This is a genomic window from Chitinophaga sp. YR573, assembly GCF_900110995.1.
In the GTDB taxonomy this organism is placed as follows: domain Bacteria; phylum Bacteroidota; class Bacteroidia; order Chitinophagales; family Chitinophagaceae; genus Chitinophaga.
The window spans coordinates 1,353,504-1,369,614 of sequence record NZ_FOJF01000002.1; the positions used below are offsets into that span (position 1 = coordinate 1,353,504).

General features: G+C 42.2%; 13 protein-coding genes. 11 read left to right on the top strand and 2 right to left on the bottom strand.

The features are described 5' to 3' along the window. Positions 1-9: 9 nt before the first annotated feature. The 3 genes from BMW86_RS25250 to BMW86_RS25260 all read left to right on the top strand — a co-directional run bounded on the left by BMW86_RS25250 (position 10) and on the right by BMW86_RS25260 (position 4,790). Positions 10-1,371, top strand: a complete 1,362-nt coding sequence (locus BMW86_RS25250) for a RagB/SusD family nutrient uptake outer membrane protein (protein ID WP_089785234.1) — start codon at positions 10-12, stop codon at positions 1,369-1,371. Positions 1,372-1,404: 33 nt separating this feature from the next. Continuing rightward, positions 1,405-3,936: a zinc-dependent metalloprotease gene (locus BMW86_RS25255; RefSeq protein ID WP_089785236.1), complete on the top strand. Its 2,532-nt coding sequence runs from the start codon at positions 1,405-1,407 to the stop codon at positions 3,934-3,936. 185 nt (positions 3,937-4,121) lie between these two features. Next, the gene (locus BMW86_RS25260) at positions 4,122-4,790 is read left to right on the top strand and encodes a flavin reductase family protein (RefSeq protein WP_089785239.1); all 669 of its coding nucleotides are present in this window, start codon (positions 4,122-4,124) and stop codon (positions 4,788-4,790) included. On the opposite strand, the gene BMW86_RS25265 is transcribed toward BMW86_RS25260, so the two are convergent. Further along, the gene (locus BMW86_RS25265; RefSeq protein WP_143056688.1) at positions 4,787-5,551 is read right to left on the bottom strand and encodes a sterol desaturase family protein; all 765 of its coding nucleotides are present in this window, start codon (positions 5,549-5,551) and stop codon (positions 4,787-4,789) included. The two genes, BMW86_RS25260 and BMW86_RS25265, sit on opposite strands and share 4 nt — an antisense overlap. A 172-nt stretch (positions 5,552-5,723) precedes the next feature. On the opposite strand from BMW86_RS25265, the gene BMW86_RS25270 reads away from it, so the two are divergent. From BMW86_RS25270 to BMW86_RS25305, 8 genes are all read left to right on the top strand, one after another. Then, positions 5,724-6,365, top strand: coding sequence for an START domain-containing protein (locus BMW86_RS25270; protein ID WP_089785243.1), 642 nt, complete (start codon positions 5,724-5,726; stop codon positions 6,363-6,365). A gap of 326 nt (positions 6,366-6,691) precedes the next feature. Next, positions 6,692-6,973: a type II toxin-antitoxin system RelE/ParE family toxin gene (locus tag BMW86_RS25275; RefSeq protein WP_089785245.1), complete on the top strand. Its 282-nt coding sequence runs from the start codon at positions 6,692-6,694 to the stop codon at positions 6,971-6,973. A gap of 10 nt (positions 6,974-6,983) precedes the next feature. Next, positions 6,984-7,283, top strand: a complete 300-nt coding sequence (locus BMW86_RS25280) for a HigA family addiction module antitoxin (protein WP_089785248.1) — start codon at positions 6,984-6,986, stop codon at positions 7,281-7,283. A gap of 45 nt (positions 7,284-7,328) precedes the next feature. After that, positions 7,329-7,934: an RNA polymerase sigma factor gene (locus BMW86_RS25285; protein ID WP_089785251.1), complete on the top strand. Its 606-nt coding sequence runs from the start codon at positions 7,329-7,331 to the stop codon at positions 7,932-7,934. A 72-nt stretch (positions 7,935-8,006) separates the two neighbouring features. Further along, on the top strand, positions 8,007-9,119 hold the full coding sequence (locus BMW86_RS25290) for a FecR family protein (RefSeq protein WP_089785253.1): 1,113 nt from the start codon (positions 8,007-8,009) through the stop codon (positions 9,117-9,119). Between the two features lie 102 nt (positions 9,120-9,221). Further along, entirely contained in the window at positions 9,222-12,620 is a 3,399-nt protein-coding gene (locus BMW86_RS25295) for a TonB-dependent receptor (RefSeq protein ID WP_255373002.1), read from the top strand. A gap of 13 nt (positions 12,621-12,633) precedes the next feature. Beyond that, the gene (locus tag BMW86_RS25300) at positions 12,634-14,436 is read left to right on the top strand and encodes a RagB/SusD family nutrient uptake outer membrane protein (protein WP_255373003.1); all 1,803 of its coding nucleotides are present in this window, start codon (positions 12,634-12,636) and stop codon (positions 14,434-14,436) included. Between the two features lie 10 nt (positions 14,437-14,446). Beyond that, positions 14,447-15,145, top strand: coding sequence for a DUF3823 domain-containing protein (locus BMW86_RS25305; protein ID WP_089785257.1), 699 nt, complete (start codon positions 14,447-14,449; stop codon positions 15,143-15,145). Between the two features lie 54 nt (positions 15,146-15,199). On the opposite strand, the gene BMW86_RS25310 is transcribed toward BMW86_RS25305, so the two are convergent. Further along, positions 15,200-16,081 (bottom strand): leucine-rich repeat domain-containing protein, encoded by an 882-nt coding sequence (locus tag BMW86_RS25310; protein WP_089785259.1) that lies wholly within the window; start codon positions 16,079-16,081, stop codon positions 15,200-15,202. Between the last annotated feature and the right edge of the window lie 30 nt (positions 16,082-16,111).

Here is a 16,111-nt window from a genome sequence, read left to right on the forward strand (position 1 = left end):
TTTCAGATAATGACCAGGATCATATATACTTACATAGCCTGCCTGCTGTTGCTGGGAAGTACAGGATGCCGCAAATATGTGGAGATTGAACAGCAGGGAAAACGTACCCTGCATTATACAACGGATTACCAGTATCTGCTGAACTATACATATGATATCGAACCGGCATACTATTATCCCGTAGTAGCCAGTGATGATTATGGCCCTGCTGATGACGGCTTCCTGAACAGATTAGGCAGTCCGGAAGCAAATACCTTCATATGGGCCGTAGATTTTTTCGGGGATAATGCAGACCCGGACTGGGATAGAATGTATAAACAGATTTATGTCTTTAATCAGGTGACTACAGGTGTGGTGAATAGTGATGGTGGCAGTGATGCTGATAAACGGACTATCCTGGCGGAAGGACAGGTACACCGTGCATTTACCTATTTCTCACTGGTAAACATTTATGCAAAACAATATGATGCCGCTACCGCTGCTACTGATGCGGGAGTTCCTTTAATATTAAATCCCGACTTCACTTCAAGTCTTGTACGTGTTTCCGTAAAAACTATCTATGACCAGATAAACAGGGATCTCACACAGGCTATTCCTAACTTACCTGATATATCAGCGCTGGCTTACAATCCGTCTAAGACAGCTGCATATGCTATTCTCGCAAGGGTTTCCCTGCAAAAAGGAGAGTATGCCGATGCGGAGAAGTATGCAGACAGTGCACTGACAAGACAAAGCGCCCTGGTGAATCTGAATGATTATATAGCCAGTCCGGTGTCTTATCCAACAAGATATAAAGATCCGGAAATGATCTTTATCAAAAGTCTGTCTGTTACTGCTGTTACATTGCCACTGAGTGCATCATTGCTCAATCTGTTTGATACAAAGGATCTGCGTTATGAATTATTTACAGCAGATGGTTCCGTTTTCCCTTTTAATGCTTTTGTTGGCCGTGGTTATTACAGACCACGTATTAATACAGATAATCCTCTTGCAGGCCCAACTACAGCAGAGATGATGCTGATAAAAGCAGAAGCTGAAGCAAGAGTAGGATCTTATACCACAGCTGTTGATATCCTGAATACGATCCGCCAGAAACGTTTCCGCCCGGCAGAGTATGTAGCGCTCTCCGCTGCAAATGCCGGGGAAGCATTACAGCTGGTGATCAATGAAAGGAGAAGAGAACTGTTGTGCAGGGGACTACGCTGGTTTGATCAGAAACGTCTGAACAAAGAAGCTGCATTTGCGGCTACGGTAACGAGAGTATACAAGGGTGAAACTTATACACTGGAGCCTAACAGCAACCGGTATGTATTCCCTATACCGGCTAAAAACATATTGTTAAACCCGGAAATAACACAAAATCCAAGGTAGAGTAAACAACAACATTAAAATTCAATCACTTTTATGTCTAAACGGAAAATACAATTTTTCGCTTGTATGGTATTGTTTGCCCTGTTGGGTATGAATACACTTGCCAGCGCGCAATGGTGGAAGAAGAAAAAGACGGTGGCTGTAGCCGCACCGGCAGCTGATTCTGCAAAGAAGAAAGATCCACCTAAAATAAAGCCCTATAAGGATGTCATTACAAAGGATATGATTAGCAGTAAGGGATTCTTTACGATACATACATCTAAAGATGATAAGTACTATTTCGAATTCCCGGATAGTCTCTTTAACCGCGATATCATGGTTGTGAGCAGGGTATCCAAAGCCTCTACGGAAATGCGTAACGGGGCCAGTGGTTATGCTGGTGATCAGATTGGAGAAACGGTATACCGCTTTGAAAAAGGACCGCAGAACAAGATCTTCATGAGACGCATCTCCTTTGCAGAATATGCAAAAGACAGCAGCATCTCTATTTATGCAGGTTTGCAGAAAAACAATATCATGGCTATTGTAGAAGCGTTTCCGGTATTGGCGTACAGCGCGGATTCTGCCGGTATGGTAGTAGATGCTACCGACTTCCTGAACCGTGATAACGATATCATTTATTTCCAGGGAGCGGTGTTTAAAACAAGGGCCGGCATGGGAGCGCAGATCAATGAACGCAGTTATGTGAAAAGCATCCATACATATCCTACCAACATAGAGGTTGCTGCTGTAAAGACTTACACAGCCGGACTTAATCCTGCCGCTGCCTGTTATACTGTAGAGCTGAACGCATCCCTGATACTGCTACCTGTGAAGCCTATGCAGCCAAGGTATATGGATGATCGTGTAGGATACTTTGGTGTAGCACACAAAGACTATGAAACCAATCCGCAGAATGTACAGTACGAAGTGATTGCCCGTCGCTGGAGACTGGAACCTAAACCGGAAGATGTTGAGAAATATAAAAGAGGTGAGCTGGTAGAACCCATCAAACCAATTGTATTTTATATAGATCCTGTAACACCAAAGCAATGGGTGCCTTACCTGATAAAAGGAGTGAACGACTGGCAGAAAGCATTTGAACAGGCAGGTTTCAAAAATGCCATTTATGCCAGAGAAGCGCCTGCAAAAGAAGAAGACAGCACCTGGAGCATTGACGATGCAAGACATGCGGCCATTGTATACCGTCCTTCTATAGTAGCAAATGCGATGGGGCCAAACGTGGCTGATCCAAGAAGCGGAGAGATCCTGGAAAGCCATATTTTCTGGTACCATAATGTGATGCAGTTATTACAGAAGTGGTATTTCATCCAGTGTGCGGCAGTTGATCCACGTGCAAGGAAACCTGTATTCGACACCGCGCTGATGGGAGACCTGGTGCGTTTTGTATCTTCTCATGAAGTAGGTCATACATTAGGTCTGCTGCATAATTTTGGTTCCAGTTCTACTGTACCGGTAGAGAACCTGCGTAACAAGGCATGGGTGGAAGCACATGGTCACACACCATCTATCATGGACTATGCGCGCTTTAACTATGTAGCACAGCCGGAAGATAACATTAGTGCTGCCGGATTATATCCACGTATTGGTGATTATGATAAATGGGCCATTGAATGGGGATACAGATGGCATCCTGAATATAAGACCGCGGAAGAAGAGAAACTGGCGCTTACAAAAGTAGTAACAGATAGTCTTGCCAGGAATCACCGTCTCTGGTTTGGGAATGAAATGGAACAATATGATGCAAGAAGTCAGAGTGAAGATATCGGTGATGATGCAATGAAAGCAAGTATGTATGGAATTAAAAACCTGCAACGTATCATACCGCATATAGCGAAATGGACGGTAGTGCCTGGAGAGCCGCCAGTTGAAGTGCAACATACCTATACCGTGCTTTTCTCTCAGTATGCACGTTATGTAGGACATGTAATGAAAAATATCGGCGGCATTTATCATGACGTAAAGTTATCTACTGAAACAGGTCCTGCTTATGTGGTAGAAGATTATGCCCGTCAGAAAGAAGCCGTAGCGTTTATCTGTAAAGAAGTACTGGAAACACCTATGTGGCTGAATGAAAGGAGTATTGTAGAAAGAATGCCTATGAACTTCACTATTGAGCTGGCCTCTTTACATACTGAACTTATAAATGGGCTTATCAACAGGGATCGTCTCAGCAGGATTGTAAACCAGGATGTAGATGCGAAAGGTAAAGTGTATACCATTCAGGAATACTTCTCTGACCTGAACAAAGGTATCCTTACAGAAATCTATGCAGGTAAGAATATTGATATCTATAGAAGAGCGCTGCAGAAGATCTACATAAGCCGTTTGCTGGAAGAAGCTACTATAGCCCCTGATCCTAATATGATCCTGGGCGATTATAGCTTTCATATGTATATCTCAGACTTACCTGAAATCATAAAAGATAATCTTCATCAGTTGCAGTTGCTTTGTAAGAAAGGAATGCAGAATCCTGCGCTTAACAAACAAACTAAATTACACCTGAAAGAAATGGATGAAAAGATCACAAAGAAATTAAAAGAACCAAATGACAAAGATGCATAAACCCCGGTCTATCTCTATAGCAGGGCCATCGCATATAAGCAAATAAACACCTGATTCCTGTTCAGGAACCGGTTCGATTTTGTCCCCTGCTATGTGCGTAGCAGGGGATTTTGTTTTCCGCAAGAATCGGGTCGTATACACACAGGTGCCATTGTACTTTTGACTCGTAATAAAATCAATCAGTCATGCATCTTAATTCATCACCTGCTATTTTATATTTTGGAACACCTGTGGTACTGATTAGTACTGTAAATGAGGATGGATCTTATAACCTGGCGCCTATGTCTTCTGTTTTCTGGTTGGGCTGGCGTTGTATGATCGGTTTATCTATGTATTCAAAAACAACGCAGAATATTCTGCGTACAGGAGAATGTGTATTGAACCTGCCATCTGTGAAACAGGTAGAAGCAGTAAACCTGCTGGCTAAAACAACGGGCGTAAATCCGGTGCCTTCTGCGAAGTTCCAGAGAGGGTACAGATATGAAAAGGAGAAGTTTGATATCGCAGGTCTTACGCCGCAGCCTTCAGAAACGATCATGTCTCCCAGAGTACTGGAATGCCCTGTGCAACTGGAAGCAGTAGTTGAAGGTACACATGGACTGGCTCAGAATGACCCGGCCCTCAGCGGGCGGATTATCACCATAGAATTGCGTATGCAGCGTGTGCATCTGGATGAATCTATTATAATGGATGGTAACCCTAACCGGGTAGATCCTGACAAATGGCGCCCGCTTATTATGAGTTTTCAGGAGTTCTATGGTCTTGGAGAGAAGGTACACTATTCAACCCTTGGCGAAATACCAGAATCCATGTACCAGACAAAGGACCTGGAACGTGCGCAGATGATGGTTTAATCAACAGGTTTTTTCACAAACAACAACCTGAAGCCATGAAATACCAGCACTAATGGCCTGTTGCTGTTAAACCCGGTAGTAAGCCCGTATTTTACTTTCTCCGTTTCAGGCTGATAGGTGTGAAAGAGCCTGTCCCAGATCATAAATACACCACCAAAATTCTTATCAAGATAAAGGGGATTGGAGCCATGATGTACCCTATGCGCAGAAGGTGTATCCATAATGCCCTCTATAGGCCCTAATTTGCCTATTACTTCTGTATGAAGGAAGAACTGGTAGAGCAGGTTTAAACCATAAGCCACCGCTATAAAATCGGCTGGCAACCCTATCAGTGCTGCGGGTACAAAGAATACCGGGCTTACCAGGGCGCTGAACCAGTTCAGCCGGTAAGCCGCGGTTAAATTCATTAAAGGGGAAGAATGGTGAATGAGATGAAAGGCCCATAATGGCTGCCATATATGTGATATCCTGTGAAACCAGTAATAGAGAAAGTCGGCCACTACAAAGGTGATCCCGAACACCCACCAGGTATGTGGCAAATGAAAAGGCGCCATACGGGTGGCTAATCCTATAATAGCCAGCTGATAACCGGCAAACAGGACTTTAGATACCTGGAACCCTGCCAGTATGAGCAGGTTGGTCACTGTTTCCTTTACCTGATACACCTTTTTATCATTCCGCCAGCTCCAGCATATTTCCGCCAGTACCAACATGGAAAGAAAAGCCAGTATTACAAACCTGTGATGTCCCGGAATGTGCATGATTATTGATTTTAATACAATGGTAAAGATCTGCCCATTAAAGGCTGTTTTAGGGGTTAAAAGCTGTGAAACGGACAAATAAGAGGGTGAAGTGGCACTTTCATACGGGATAGTACCATCATTATAAGTTTGATTATTCGTAAATTTGCAACCGGATAATAGACTGATAGCAATGAATAAGCAATTAATGATCTTTAGCACGGTAATGTTGTTTTCCCTTTTTTGTAAAGGACAGGATGACTGGAAACTGAAGCAAAACAAAGAAGGAATCGAGATTTACACCAAACCCCTGGAAAATTCTCACCTGAAAGGTATCAAGGTAAAATGTGCCTTACCCGTTACTTTATCACAGCTGGTTACTGTTATAATGGATGTAAATACGGCTGCGGAATGGGTATACAGTACAAAGTCAAGCACCTTACTGAAGAAGGTAAGCGCTGCAGAGCTGTATTACTATTCGGAGGTAAGTTTACCCTGGCCTATTAGTAACCGCGATTTTATAGCCCATTTAAAAGTTACGCAGGACCCGCACACGAAAGTGGTGACTATAGACGGGCCGGTAGTCAGCAATTATTTACCTGAAAAGAAAGATATCGTTCGCGTCAGAAGCTCGTATGGTAAGTGGGTACTTACTCCTCAGAAGAATAATGTAAAGATAGAATATACCCTGGAAACTGATCCGGGTGGTTCATTACCTGCATGGCTGGTAAATCTTTTTGTAGCGAAAGGTCCTCACGAAACTTTCAAGAACCTGAAAGTACAGCTGGGAAAAACGGAGTATAAAAATGTAACACTTGCATACATTAAAGAGTAAATAATAAATTGTTTTTTGGTGCAGGGCGAAGCCCTGCAAAACCCCTTCAATTTTTTTGTGATGGTGCGAAGCACCGTCACAAAAAAATTACCCTTTGATCAAAATAAATCTAACAAAGTCACATCCCCCTGATTAAAATTTTGTTGTGAGAATAAAATTTGTATAAATTAGCTTTATTGTTAACCAATTGTTTGTTCGGGATTGTACATGTGATGTATTAGTTAACCTATACAAATGACTCGCCTTATTCTACTATGAGGGGGTAAATATTTTCTCACTTTGTAAAAAAAATTTGTAACCTATTAGGTTACGATGTATCTTTGATTATGATTGGGACCATAGCACACAAAGGGCTACGGTTGTTGTGGGAAAAAAACGATCCCACAAAACTTCCGCCCATGCAAGTGGATAAAATCACACGTATTCTGTCGGTATTAAACGTAATTAAAACCGTAGAACCATTGAAGAAAATACCCGGGTATAAATTTCACTATCTCAGCGGTAATTATGATGGCTTCTGTGCTGTTTCAGTCACAGGTAACTACAGAATCATTTTCCGTTTTGAGGAAGAAAATGCCTACGATGTTTATTATTTAGATTATCACTAAAAAAGTACAAATGAAGCGCAAGATGAAACCATCCCATCCCGGTGCAATTCTCCGGGAGGATGTCTTAAAAGAAATGAATTTAACTGTCACAAAAGCGGCAGAAATATTACAGGTAAGCCGTAAGCAGCTTTCCGAAGTAGCTAACGAAAAGGCCAGTGTTTCTCCTGAAATGGCCTGGCGCTTAGAGCTTGCTTTCGGCATAGAGGCCCAGCTTTGGTTGGATTTACAGTCCCAGTATGATTTATGGAAAGTGCAGGAAAGCGGCAAAGTTGCTCATATTACTCGTTATATTCCAGGGAAGGCGATGTAGATTATTGAGCAATTTGTCTAAATTTATAGCAAATTCCACGATAATTTGTATGTAGACGCCTTACATAATGAAAAAGAACTGCTGCAACAGATAGCGCAGGGAAACGAAACCGCATTCCGTTGTTTCTTTGACCATTATACTCCACTCATTTTTACCTTTGTAGAACGTTTAACCAGGTCTAAAGCCGATGCAGAAGAGATTGTGCAGGATACCTTTATGAAGATCTGGACCAGCCGTGAAAGCCTGCCTTTTATTGATAAACCAGGACATTACTGTTATGTGATTGCCAGGAATAAAGCCCTGGATAATATGCGTAAAATAGCCAGGGACCAACGTTTACTTGATCAGTTATGGCTTAGTTTTTCAGGTGAGGAAGATAATAGCCTGGAAAATGAATTACAGTCGCAGGAGTATTATCAGTTAATAGACCAGGCCTTACTCCGTCTTCCCCGGCAGAAACAACTTGTTTTTAATATGAGCAGGAGGGAAGGGTTGAGCCATTTGGAAATATCCCGGCGGCTTGGATTATCTAAAAGCAGGATTAATAATATCCTGGTAGAAGTACTCAAATACATTAAATCCTTCCTGGAACAACATTCTACCCTGATTGCTGTCAGCTTCTGGATCAGCAGCTGGGATAAACTGTTATAGCATTAAAAAAACTTTCTCTCAAAACGGTTATACCCTGTAGTCAGAATCGTCATACTTATAAATACACTGAATATGTCCATACAACCAGAAAGGTTGCGGTATTTATTGCGACAATATATGGATGGTCGCTGTTCTAAAGACGAATTGGCAGAACTATATGCAGCGGTAGCTTCGTCAGAGCATGAAACCGTGGCGGACCTGCTGGATGAAGAATTCGGACAGACCCAGGCAGGCCCTGTTGTAAAGGATGTTGACTGGGAACATATGTTTAACAGTATTGTGAAAAAGAAGCCTGCCAAACAGATAAATATCCGCAGATATACAGCTGCAGCTGCTGTCATCATGTTGTTAATCATCGCAGGTGGTTTCTACCGGCATACACATAAAAACAATGCCATCCGGCAGGATATCATGCCTGGTAATAATAAGGCAATGCTGACACTGGCAGATGGTAGCACCATAACACTCGATAGCGCCGGTAACAGGCTGATACAACAAGGGGAAACCGCTATTCATCAACAGGGTGGAAAACTACAATACAACGCACAGCATACTAATGGTACTATCAGCTATAATACCCTTTCCACTCCACGTGGCGGGCAATTCAGAATTACGCTGCCGGATGGTACAGAAGTATGGCTGAATGCAGCATCTTCCCTGAGATACCCCGTGGCATTTACAGGAAAACAAAGAGAAGTAACCTTAACAGGAGAAGCCTATTTCGAAGTAGTACATAATGAGAATATGCCTTTCAGCGTCCACGCTGGAAGTATGAATATAAAAGACGTTGGTACCCATTTCAATATAATGGCCTATAACGATGAAGTAGCTATAAAGACAACCTTGATAGAAGGAGCGGTAAATATATCTGATGGAAAGAATAATCACTTATTAAAGCCCGGCCAGCAAGCTATAGGTATGAACATACAGGAGGCTGATGTAGACGAAGCCATTGCCTGGAAAAATGGAGAATTCTCCTTCCATCATACCAGCATTTATGAAATAATGCGCCAGTTATCAAGATGGTACGACGTAGACATCAATTATAAAGACTCCCTGAACATCTACCTGAGCGGTAATATCACCAAAAATGTATCTGTATCTGAAGTATTTAAAATGCTGGAACTGGCAGGGGATGTTAAATTTAAAATAGAGAATAGAAAAGCTACCGTTATGAAACAATAATACTTAAACCGCAAACATAAACTCCACGAAACTATGCAACTCTACCCAGCTTGCAATGGCAGGCGTATGCCCGCTATTGACCTGTCTAAAATCTTTCCCTTTATGAAAATAACAATGTTTCTGACCATGGTAATGTTCCTGCAGGTCAGTGCAACAGGATTTTCTCAGCAGAAAATCTCATTGTCGGAAAATAATGTTCCGCTTGAAAAAGTCTTTAAAGATATTCATAAACAAAGCGGGTACAACTTCCTGTACAATGATCGCCTGCTTGCACTTGCAAAGCCCGTAAGCATTCATATAAAAGATGCTGTGCTGGATGATGTACTGAAATTATGTATGAAAGATCAGCCGCTTTCTTATGATATTATCAGTAAAACAGTGGTGATAAAAATAAAACCTGCAGATAGCCAGCCGCAACAGCCGGTAAAGCTGATAGGGATCTCCGGAAGGGTTACAGATAGTGCCGGCGTTCCCCTTGTAAGAGTAAATGTGCATGTAAAGGGTACCCAGACTGGCATCACCACAGATGAAAATGGCAACTTCTCACTGAATGTCCCGGATAAACAATCCGTACTGCAATTCTCTTACATTGGCTATACTACAAAGGAAGTGGTGGTCGGAGACAATACCACTTTTAACATACGCCTTATTCCGCTTGTAAGCAGTCTGAATGATGTGGTAGTAGTAGGATATGGACTAACCCAGGCGAAAGTGCGTGTAACGGGCGCTATTTCCACATTAAAAGGTGAGGAGATCACCACTACTAAAAATGAGAACGTCATCAATATGCTCACAGGTAAAGTGCCTGGTATGCGCATCCTGCAAAAAAGCAGCGAACCGGGGGCTTATGATAATGTTTTTGATATCCGGGGACTAGGTAATCCTTTAGTAGTAATAGATGGCGTGCCAAGAGGAAGCGGGGACCTGTCACGTATGGACCCTAACGAAATAGAAAGCATCTCCGTGTTAAAAGATGCCACTGCTGCTATCTATGGTGTCCGTGCTGCAAATGGGGTAATATTAGTCACCACGAAAAAAGGTACCAGGAGTGAGAATGGTAAATTCGATATCACATACTCCGTTAACCAAAGCTGGCAGCAATTCCTGAATGTTCCGGAAAGTGTGAACGCCATCGATTATATGACGCTGAAAAATGAACAGCAGAAAAGGGATTTTGGTAACAACTATTTCATACAGATGCCTCCTGCTTTTTCACAGGCAGACATAGACCTGTATAAGAATGGTACTTTACAATCTTCCAACTGGGTGGATGCTACCATGAAGAAATTTGCTCCTGAAACACAACATACTTTAAGTGTAAACGGAGGCAGTGATAAAGTAAATTACTTCTTTAACCTGGGTTATCTTAAACAGGATGGTATGTTTAAGAGCGGAGATATGAATTATAACCGCTGGAATTTCCGTTCTAATATCAATGCGAAAATTACAAATCGTTTAAGGGCTCAAATCCTTACTTCCGGTTATCTTGATACAAAAAATCAACCTGGGGGAAGAGGCGTATGGGAAATGTTTAAATATACCTGGAACCAGTTACCTACCGATCAGATCTTTGCAAACAATAATCCACTATACCCCCATCTGGAGCCTGACAACGCTAACCCGGTGGTGATCACCAATTCGGATTATGTAGGCTCTCAGTCTTATAAGAACAAAAATTTTCAGGGGCAGTTAGGACTGGAATATGATGTTCCCGGTATTAAAGGACTAAGCGCTAAAGCCATGTATAATTATGGCTTTAACATTAATGATAATACTCAGATAAAAAAAGCCTATAGCCTGTATCAGTACGATCCGCAGAGCCAGCAATATCTGGCTACATTGGTAAGTACACCTTCTACAGTGAATCGTAATTACGGGAACACTACTTCCAGTTTATTCCAGTTATCATTGAATTATAGTAAAAGATTTAATCAGGCACATAACGTGACGGGGTTATTATTGTATGAGGAGAGTGATACTAAAACAGATAACTTCTATGCACAAAGAGAATTCTCACTGGGTATCCCTTACCTGTTTGCCGGAGATGTAAACAACCAGATAGGATCTATGGATGGCGGCGGATTGGGAGAAGTAGTAACCCGCGGACTGGTAGGTAAATTCGGGTATGATTTCAAATCAAAATACATTCTTGATTTTAGTTTCCGTTATGATGGTTCCAGTAAATTCAATTCCGCCAAACAATGGGGATTCTTTCCTGCCGCTTCTGTAGGATGGCGTTTGAGTGAAGAACCCTTTATTCAGCATATCATTCCTGCCCGTACCCTGAGTAACCTCAAGATCCGTGCTTCCTATGGTAAAACAGGAGATGATGCTTTTACTGCTTTCCAGTCGTTCCCCGGTTATAACTACCCCGTAAACGGATATATTTTCGGTGGCAATTATATAAATGGTCTGGCCTCAAGAGGAGGAGTAAATCCTAACCTCACCTGGTTAACAGCCAAAACTTTGAACATAGGATTAGACCTGGATTTATGGAGAGGATTAATAGGTGGTTCTGTTGATTACTTCATCAGGAACAGAGACGGATTACCTGCAACAAGGACCACTACTTTACCCGGTACAGTAGGCACCAATCTTCCACAGGAAAACCTGAACAGCGATCAGACAAAAGGAATAGAATTTCTGTTGACCCATCGTAATCATATCGGTCAGTTCACCTATAATATCAGTGCTAATATTTCTTCTACCAGAACAATGACGCGCCATGTAGAACAAACGCAGGCGGGGAACTCTTATGAGAACTGGAAGAACTCTCAGCAGGACCGCTACACCAATATCTGGTGGGGCAAGCAATATGCTGGGCAATACACATCCTATGATCAGATTTATAACCATGATGTAAATGCGGGCGGTGGTAATCAGAATGTGGTACCAGGAGATTACTATTACACCGATTGGAATAATGATGGTGTAATTGATGCAAAGGATGAATCGCCTATCGCTGTAAGAGATTTGCCAATGATCAACTATGGTGTATCTATAGGTGCAGGCTGGAAAGGATTTGACCTGAACATGTTGTTACAGGGAGCTACTAAATTCTACGTGCAGTACGCAGAGCAGATGGCTACTCCTTTGATGTACGGAAGAAGTTCCCTTACCCAGTTCCTCGACAGATGGCATACTGCTGATCCCAATGCGGATGTTTTTGATCCTAATACAGTATGGGTGCCGGGGTATTATCCGGCTATGGGATCTCCCGTTGCAGAAGGTACCCGTGCGGTGCAGAGTGCTGCTTACCTGCGTATTAAATCACTTGAAATAGGATATACACTACCTGTGGCCCTGTTGCACAAAGCAGGCATACACAGTGTAAGAGTATATGTAAACAGTTACAACCTGGCCACTTTTACAGGTCTTAAAAACAGTGATCCTGAGCATCCGGGCGTAGTAGCAGATGGCGCAGATTGGAACTATTCTCAGGGAGGGTATAAATATCCGATGAACAGGACATACAGCTTAGGTGCCAGTATCACTTTTTAAAATGCACAACCACATGAAAAAATTATTGATAGTTCTACTTTTTATCTCCTGTAATAAATTAGACGTAGCACCATTGAATATTATCCAGGACAAGGACGTATTCAACAATGAAAATGGTATTACCGCATACATGGCCACTATCTACAAGGCCCTGCCAATAGAGGACTTTTATTATCGCCAGGATGGTAACGGTTTTGCCCGCGGATGGGAATTGTTTTATCATCCCGGGGCATTATGCGGAGAACTGGTAGGCCCTTATGGCGGTACCGGAGATGGGGCAGGAGGTTTTGCCTACTGGCCTTATGCAGATATCCGTACGGTGAATTATCTGATAGAAAACCTGCCTAAGAATGCGATTAACTTTTCTAAAGAGAAGGTGAATCAATGGCTGGGGGAGGCTTATTTCTGCCGGGCCTATTTCTACTTTGCCCTGGTGAAAAGATATGGTGGTATCCCTATTATCAAAACAGTACAGAATTACCCGGAACAAAGCATAGAAGAATTGCAGGTACACAGGGATAAAGAAGTGGACGTCTGGAAATTCGTGGCTGCTGATCTGGATAGCGCTTATAACCTGATGCCTGAAACCAGTTCCAGAGGAAGAGCGAACCGTTATGTAGCTGCAGCCCTGAAATCAAGGGCCATGTTATACGCAGGTAGTATTGCGAAATATGGTTCTCTCAACTTCGTCGCTGGTGATGCAAGAGAGCTGGGCTATGCCGGTATTCCGGCGGCTGAGGCGAATGGCTTCTTCCAGCAGGCATGGGATGCTGCGCATTTAGTAGAAGGGCATTATGATTTGTATAAGAAGAAACCGGATAACAAGGAACAGAACTATGCAGATCTTTTTTTAGATGCTGATAGTCCGGAGAATATACTTGTCAGGGATTATTCGCTCACCAGCAATACGGCTCATAGCTGGGACGCTACCATGACCTGCCGCTACATGACGGCTGATGGCCTTTCCCGTGCTTATCCAACCCTGGAATTCGTAGAACGTTTTGTAGGTAGTTTACCTGTCGTTAACCCTGATGGTACGCCCCGTCGGTTTAATAGTACAGCGGAACTGATGCAGGCTACAGAGCCCCGTTTACTGGCCACTGTATACTTCCCTGGCGCTACGCTCAGAGGACGGCAGTTTGATACCCAGAGAGGCATATATGATCATTTCACGGGAACAGCGGCAGCGGAGCTGGGCAACAATCCGCCTAACCTGTCTTCCCGTCATTTATCCGGAAGTACCGATGCACTCTATAATGGCAAACGTATTATCGGTTTCACGGGTGTCAGCACCAATGGAGATGATATGACCCGCACCGGCTTTTATGTGCGCAAATACGTAGACTATAAACGTGATCAGTCGCAATGTGGTCTTTACATGAGTACCCAGAGCTGGATCGATATCCGTTATGCGGAAGTGTTGTTAAATCGTGCAGAAGCTGCGGTAGAATTAAATAATACCAGTGATGCTGTTACTATTCTCAATAAAATAAGGGACCGTGCCGGTGCGCCTGCTGTTAGCGGTATTATCACTATAGATACTGTCAGGAATGAACGTTGCAAGGAGCTGGCTTTTGAAAAACAATTCTGGTGGGATCTGAGGAGATGGAGGATTGCAGACCAGGTACTGGATAATACAAAATTCCATGCCCTACTGCCTTATTATGTGGCGGATGAAGATAAATACATCTTCCTTCGTGAGCTGGAACCTTTCCAGCGCTCTTATACTTTTGAAAAGAAATTTTACTACGAACCCATACCAGGAGGTGAATTAGGAAAGAACCCGAATTTATATCCGAATAACCCGAACTTCTAAAATTGCCGTCATGAAAAATATAATAACCGCATTGTTTTTATTCTCTGCAATAGCCTGTACTAAAACAGATAATCTGTCTGGCCCTGATGCCGGTTTTAAAGGCAGGTTGATAGACAGTACTGATAACAAAAACAATTTCCTTACAGAAACAGGTGGCACTCAGATTAAGCTGGAAGAACTGAGCTGGAGCGCTACACCTACTCCTCAGTATATCCCTTCTAAATCTGATGGTACGTTTGAGGATACTAAACTCTTCAGTGGTCATTATCGTGTTACGCCTGTTAATGGAGCCTTCTGGCCGGTTGCAGGTATTGAACTGGATATCAATGGACTTACCACGCATGATTTCCAGCTTACTCCATATCTGCGTATCATCAATTTTGAACATAGTTTATCCGGAGATACCCTGATCATGCGCTTTAACCTGGATGCTCCCATTAAAGATGGGTTGCCTTCTATTATTGATATAAAACCTTTCGTGAATGTGGATAGTTATGTTGGCAGTGGCGCTACTATCAGTCAGTATACTGATCCGAATAAAATAGATATCAGCAGCAACTGGTCTGATCTCATTGCACAAACAACTTACGAAGTAAAGGTGCCTGATCTGAAACAGGGCAGAACATTTTATGCAAGGGTAGGAGTACGTGTAAATGATAGTTATAAGCAGTTCAATTATTCAGAAATAATAAAGGTAGAGGTACCTTAATAATATTGATAGAGTCCGGTATAATGATAAAGTGACTATTAAGTAACAGCTACCTTAACCTTTACCAAAATACACTTTACATTGTGGCAGTGCCCGCCGGATTCTTTCTTTCTCTGTTGTACTAAAAACATTATCGGTAGCTATCAGTGTTTTTAGTTGCTGTAGTCTGCCAATATCTGCCGGTAAAATACGAATCTTATTTCCTGAGATTACCAGTAATTGTAACTTTGTTAACTGTGTAATAGAATCCGGTAATTTCTCTAATTTATTATTATTGATAATCAAGGTTTGCAGATTACTCATCTGGCCCAGTGCTTCCGGAATTTGCCGGATATAGTTATAACTAATATTCATCTCCTGGATATTATCCAATGCCCATACAGGATCAAATTCGTTAAACTGATTATAACTGAGATTAAATACTCTTAAATGATTTAACCTATTAATAGAAACCGGTAGATGACTTAATTGATTATTCTCTAATTCCAGTACTTCCAGACGTTGGCAATTACCTATTGCATCATCTATCAGAATCAATGTGTTCTGCGCTGCATTCAAAGATTGTAGTTTCTTAAGCCTGCCAATAGCTGCTGGTATTTTAGAAACATTATTATCTGCCATATCCAGCTTCTTAAGCTGATTAAGCTTTGCAATATCCGTAGGGATATCCCGTAATTTATTCTCCTGTACATTTAATACCTCTAACCGGGAAAGAGAAAACAAATCCTTATCCCATGCTTCAAAGTTATTCCGCATCAGGTTCAGAAAACGCAAGTTGGTCAAAAGAACAATACTGTCATTTAAATCAAATAATTGCCTGTCCCGCAGATTCAGTTGCGTAGCATTATTTTGTATCGCTTCCCTGATATTATAATAAATAACAGGTGTTTGAGCGAAAGTATTAACCGCTATAAACAACAATAATAATATCCTCATCAAATAACTTTAAAACAGGGACTCCATATG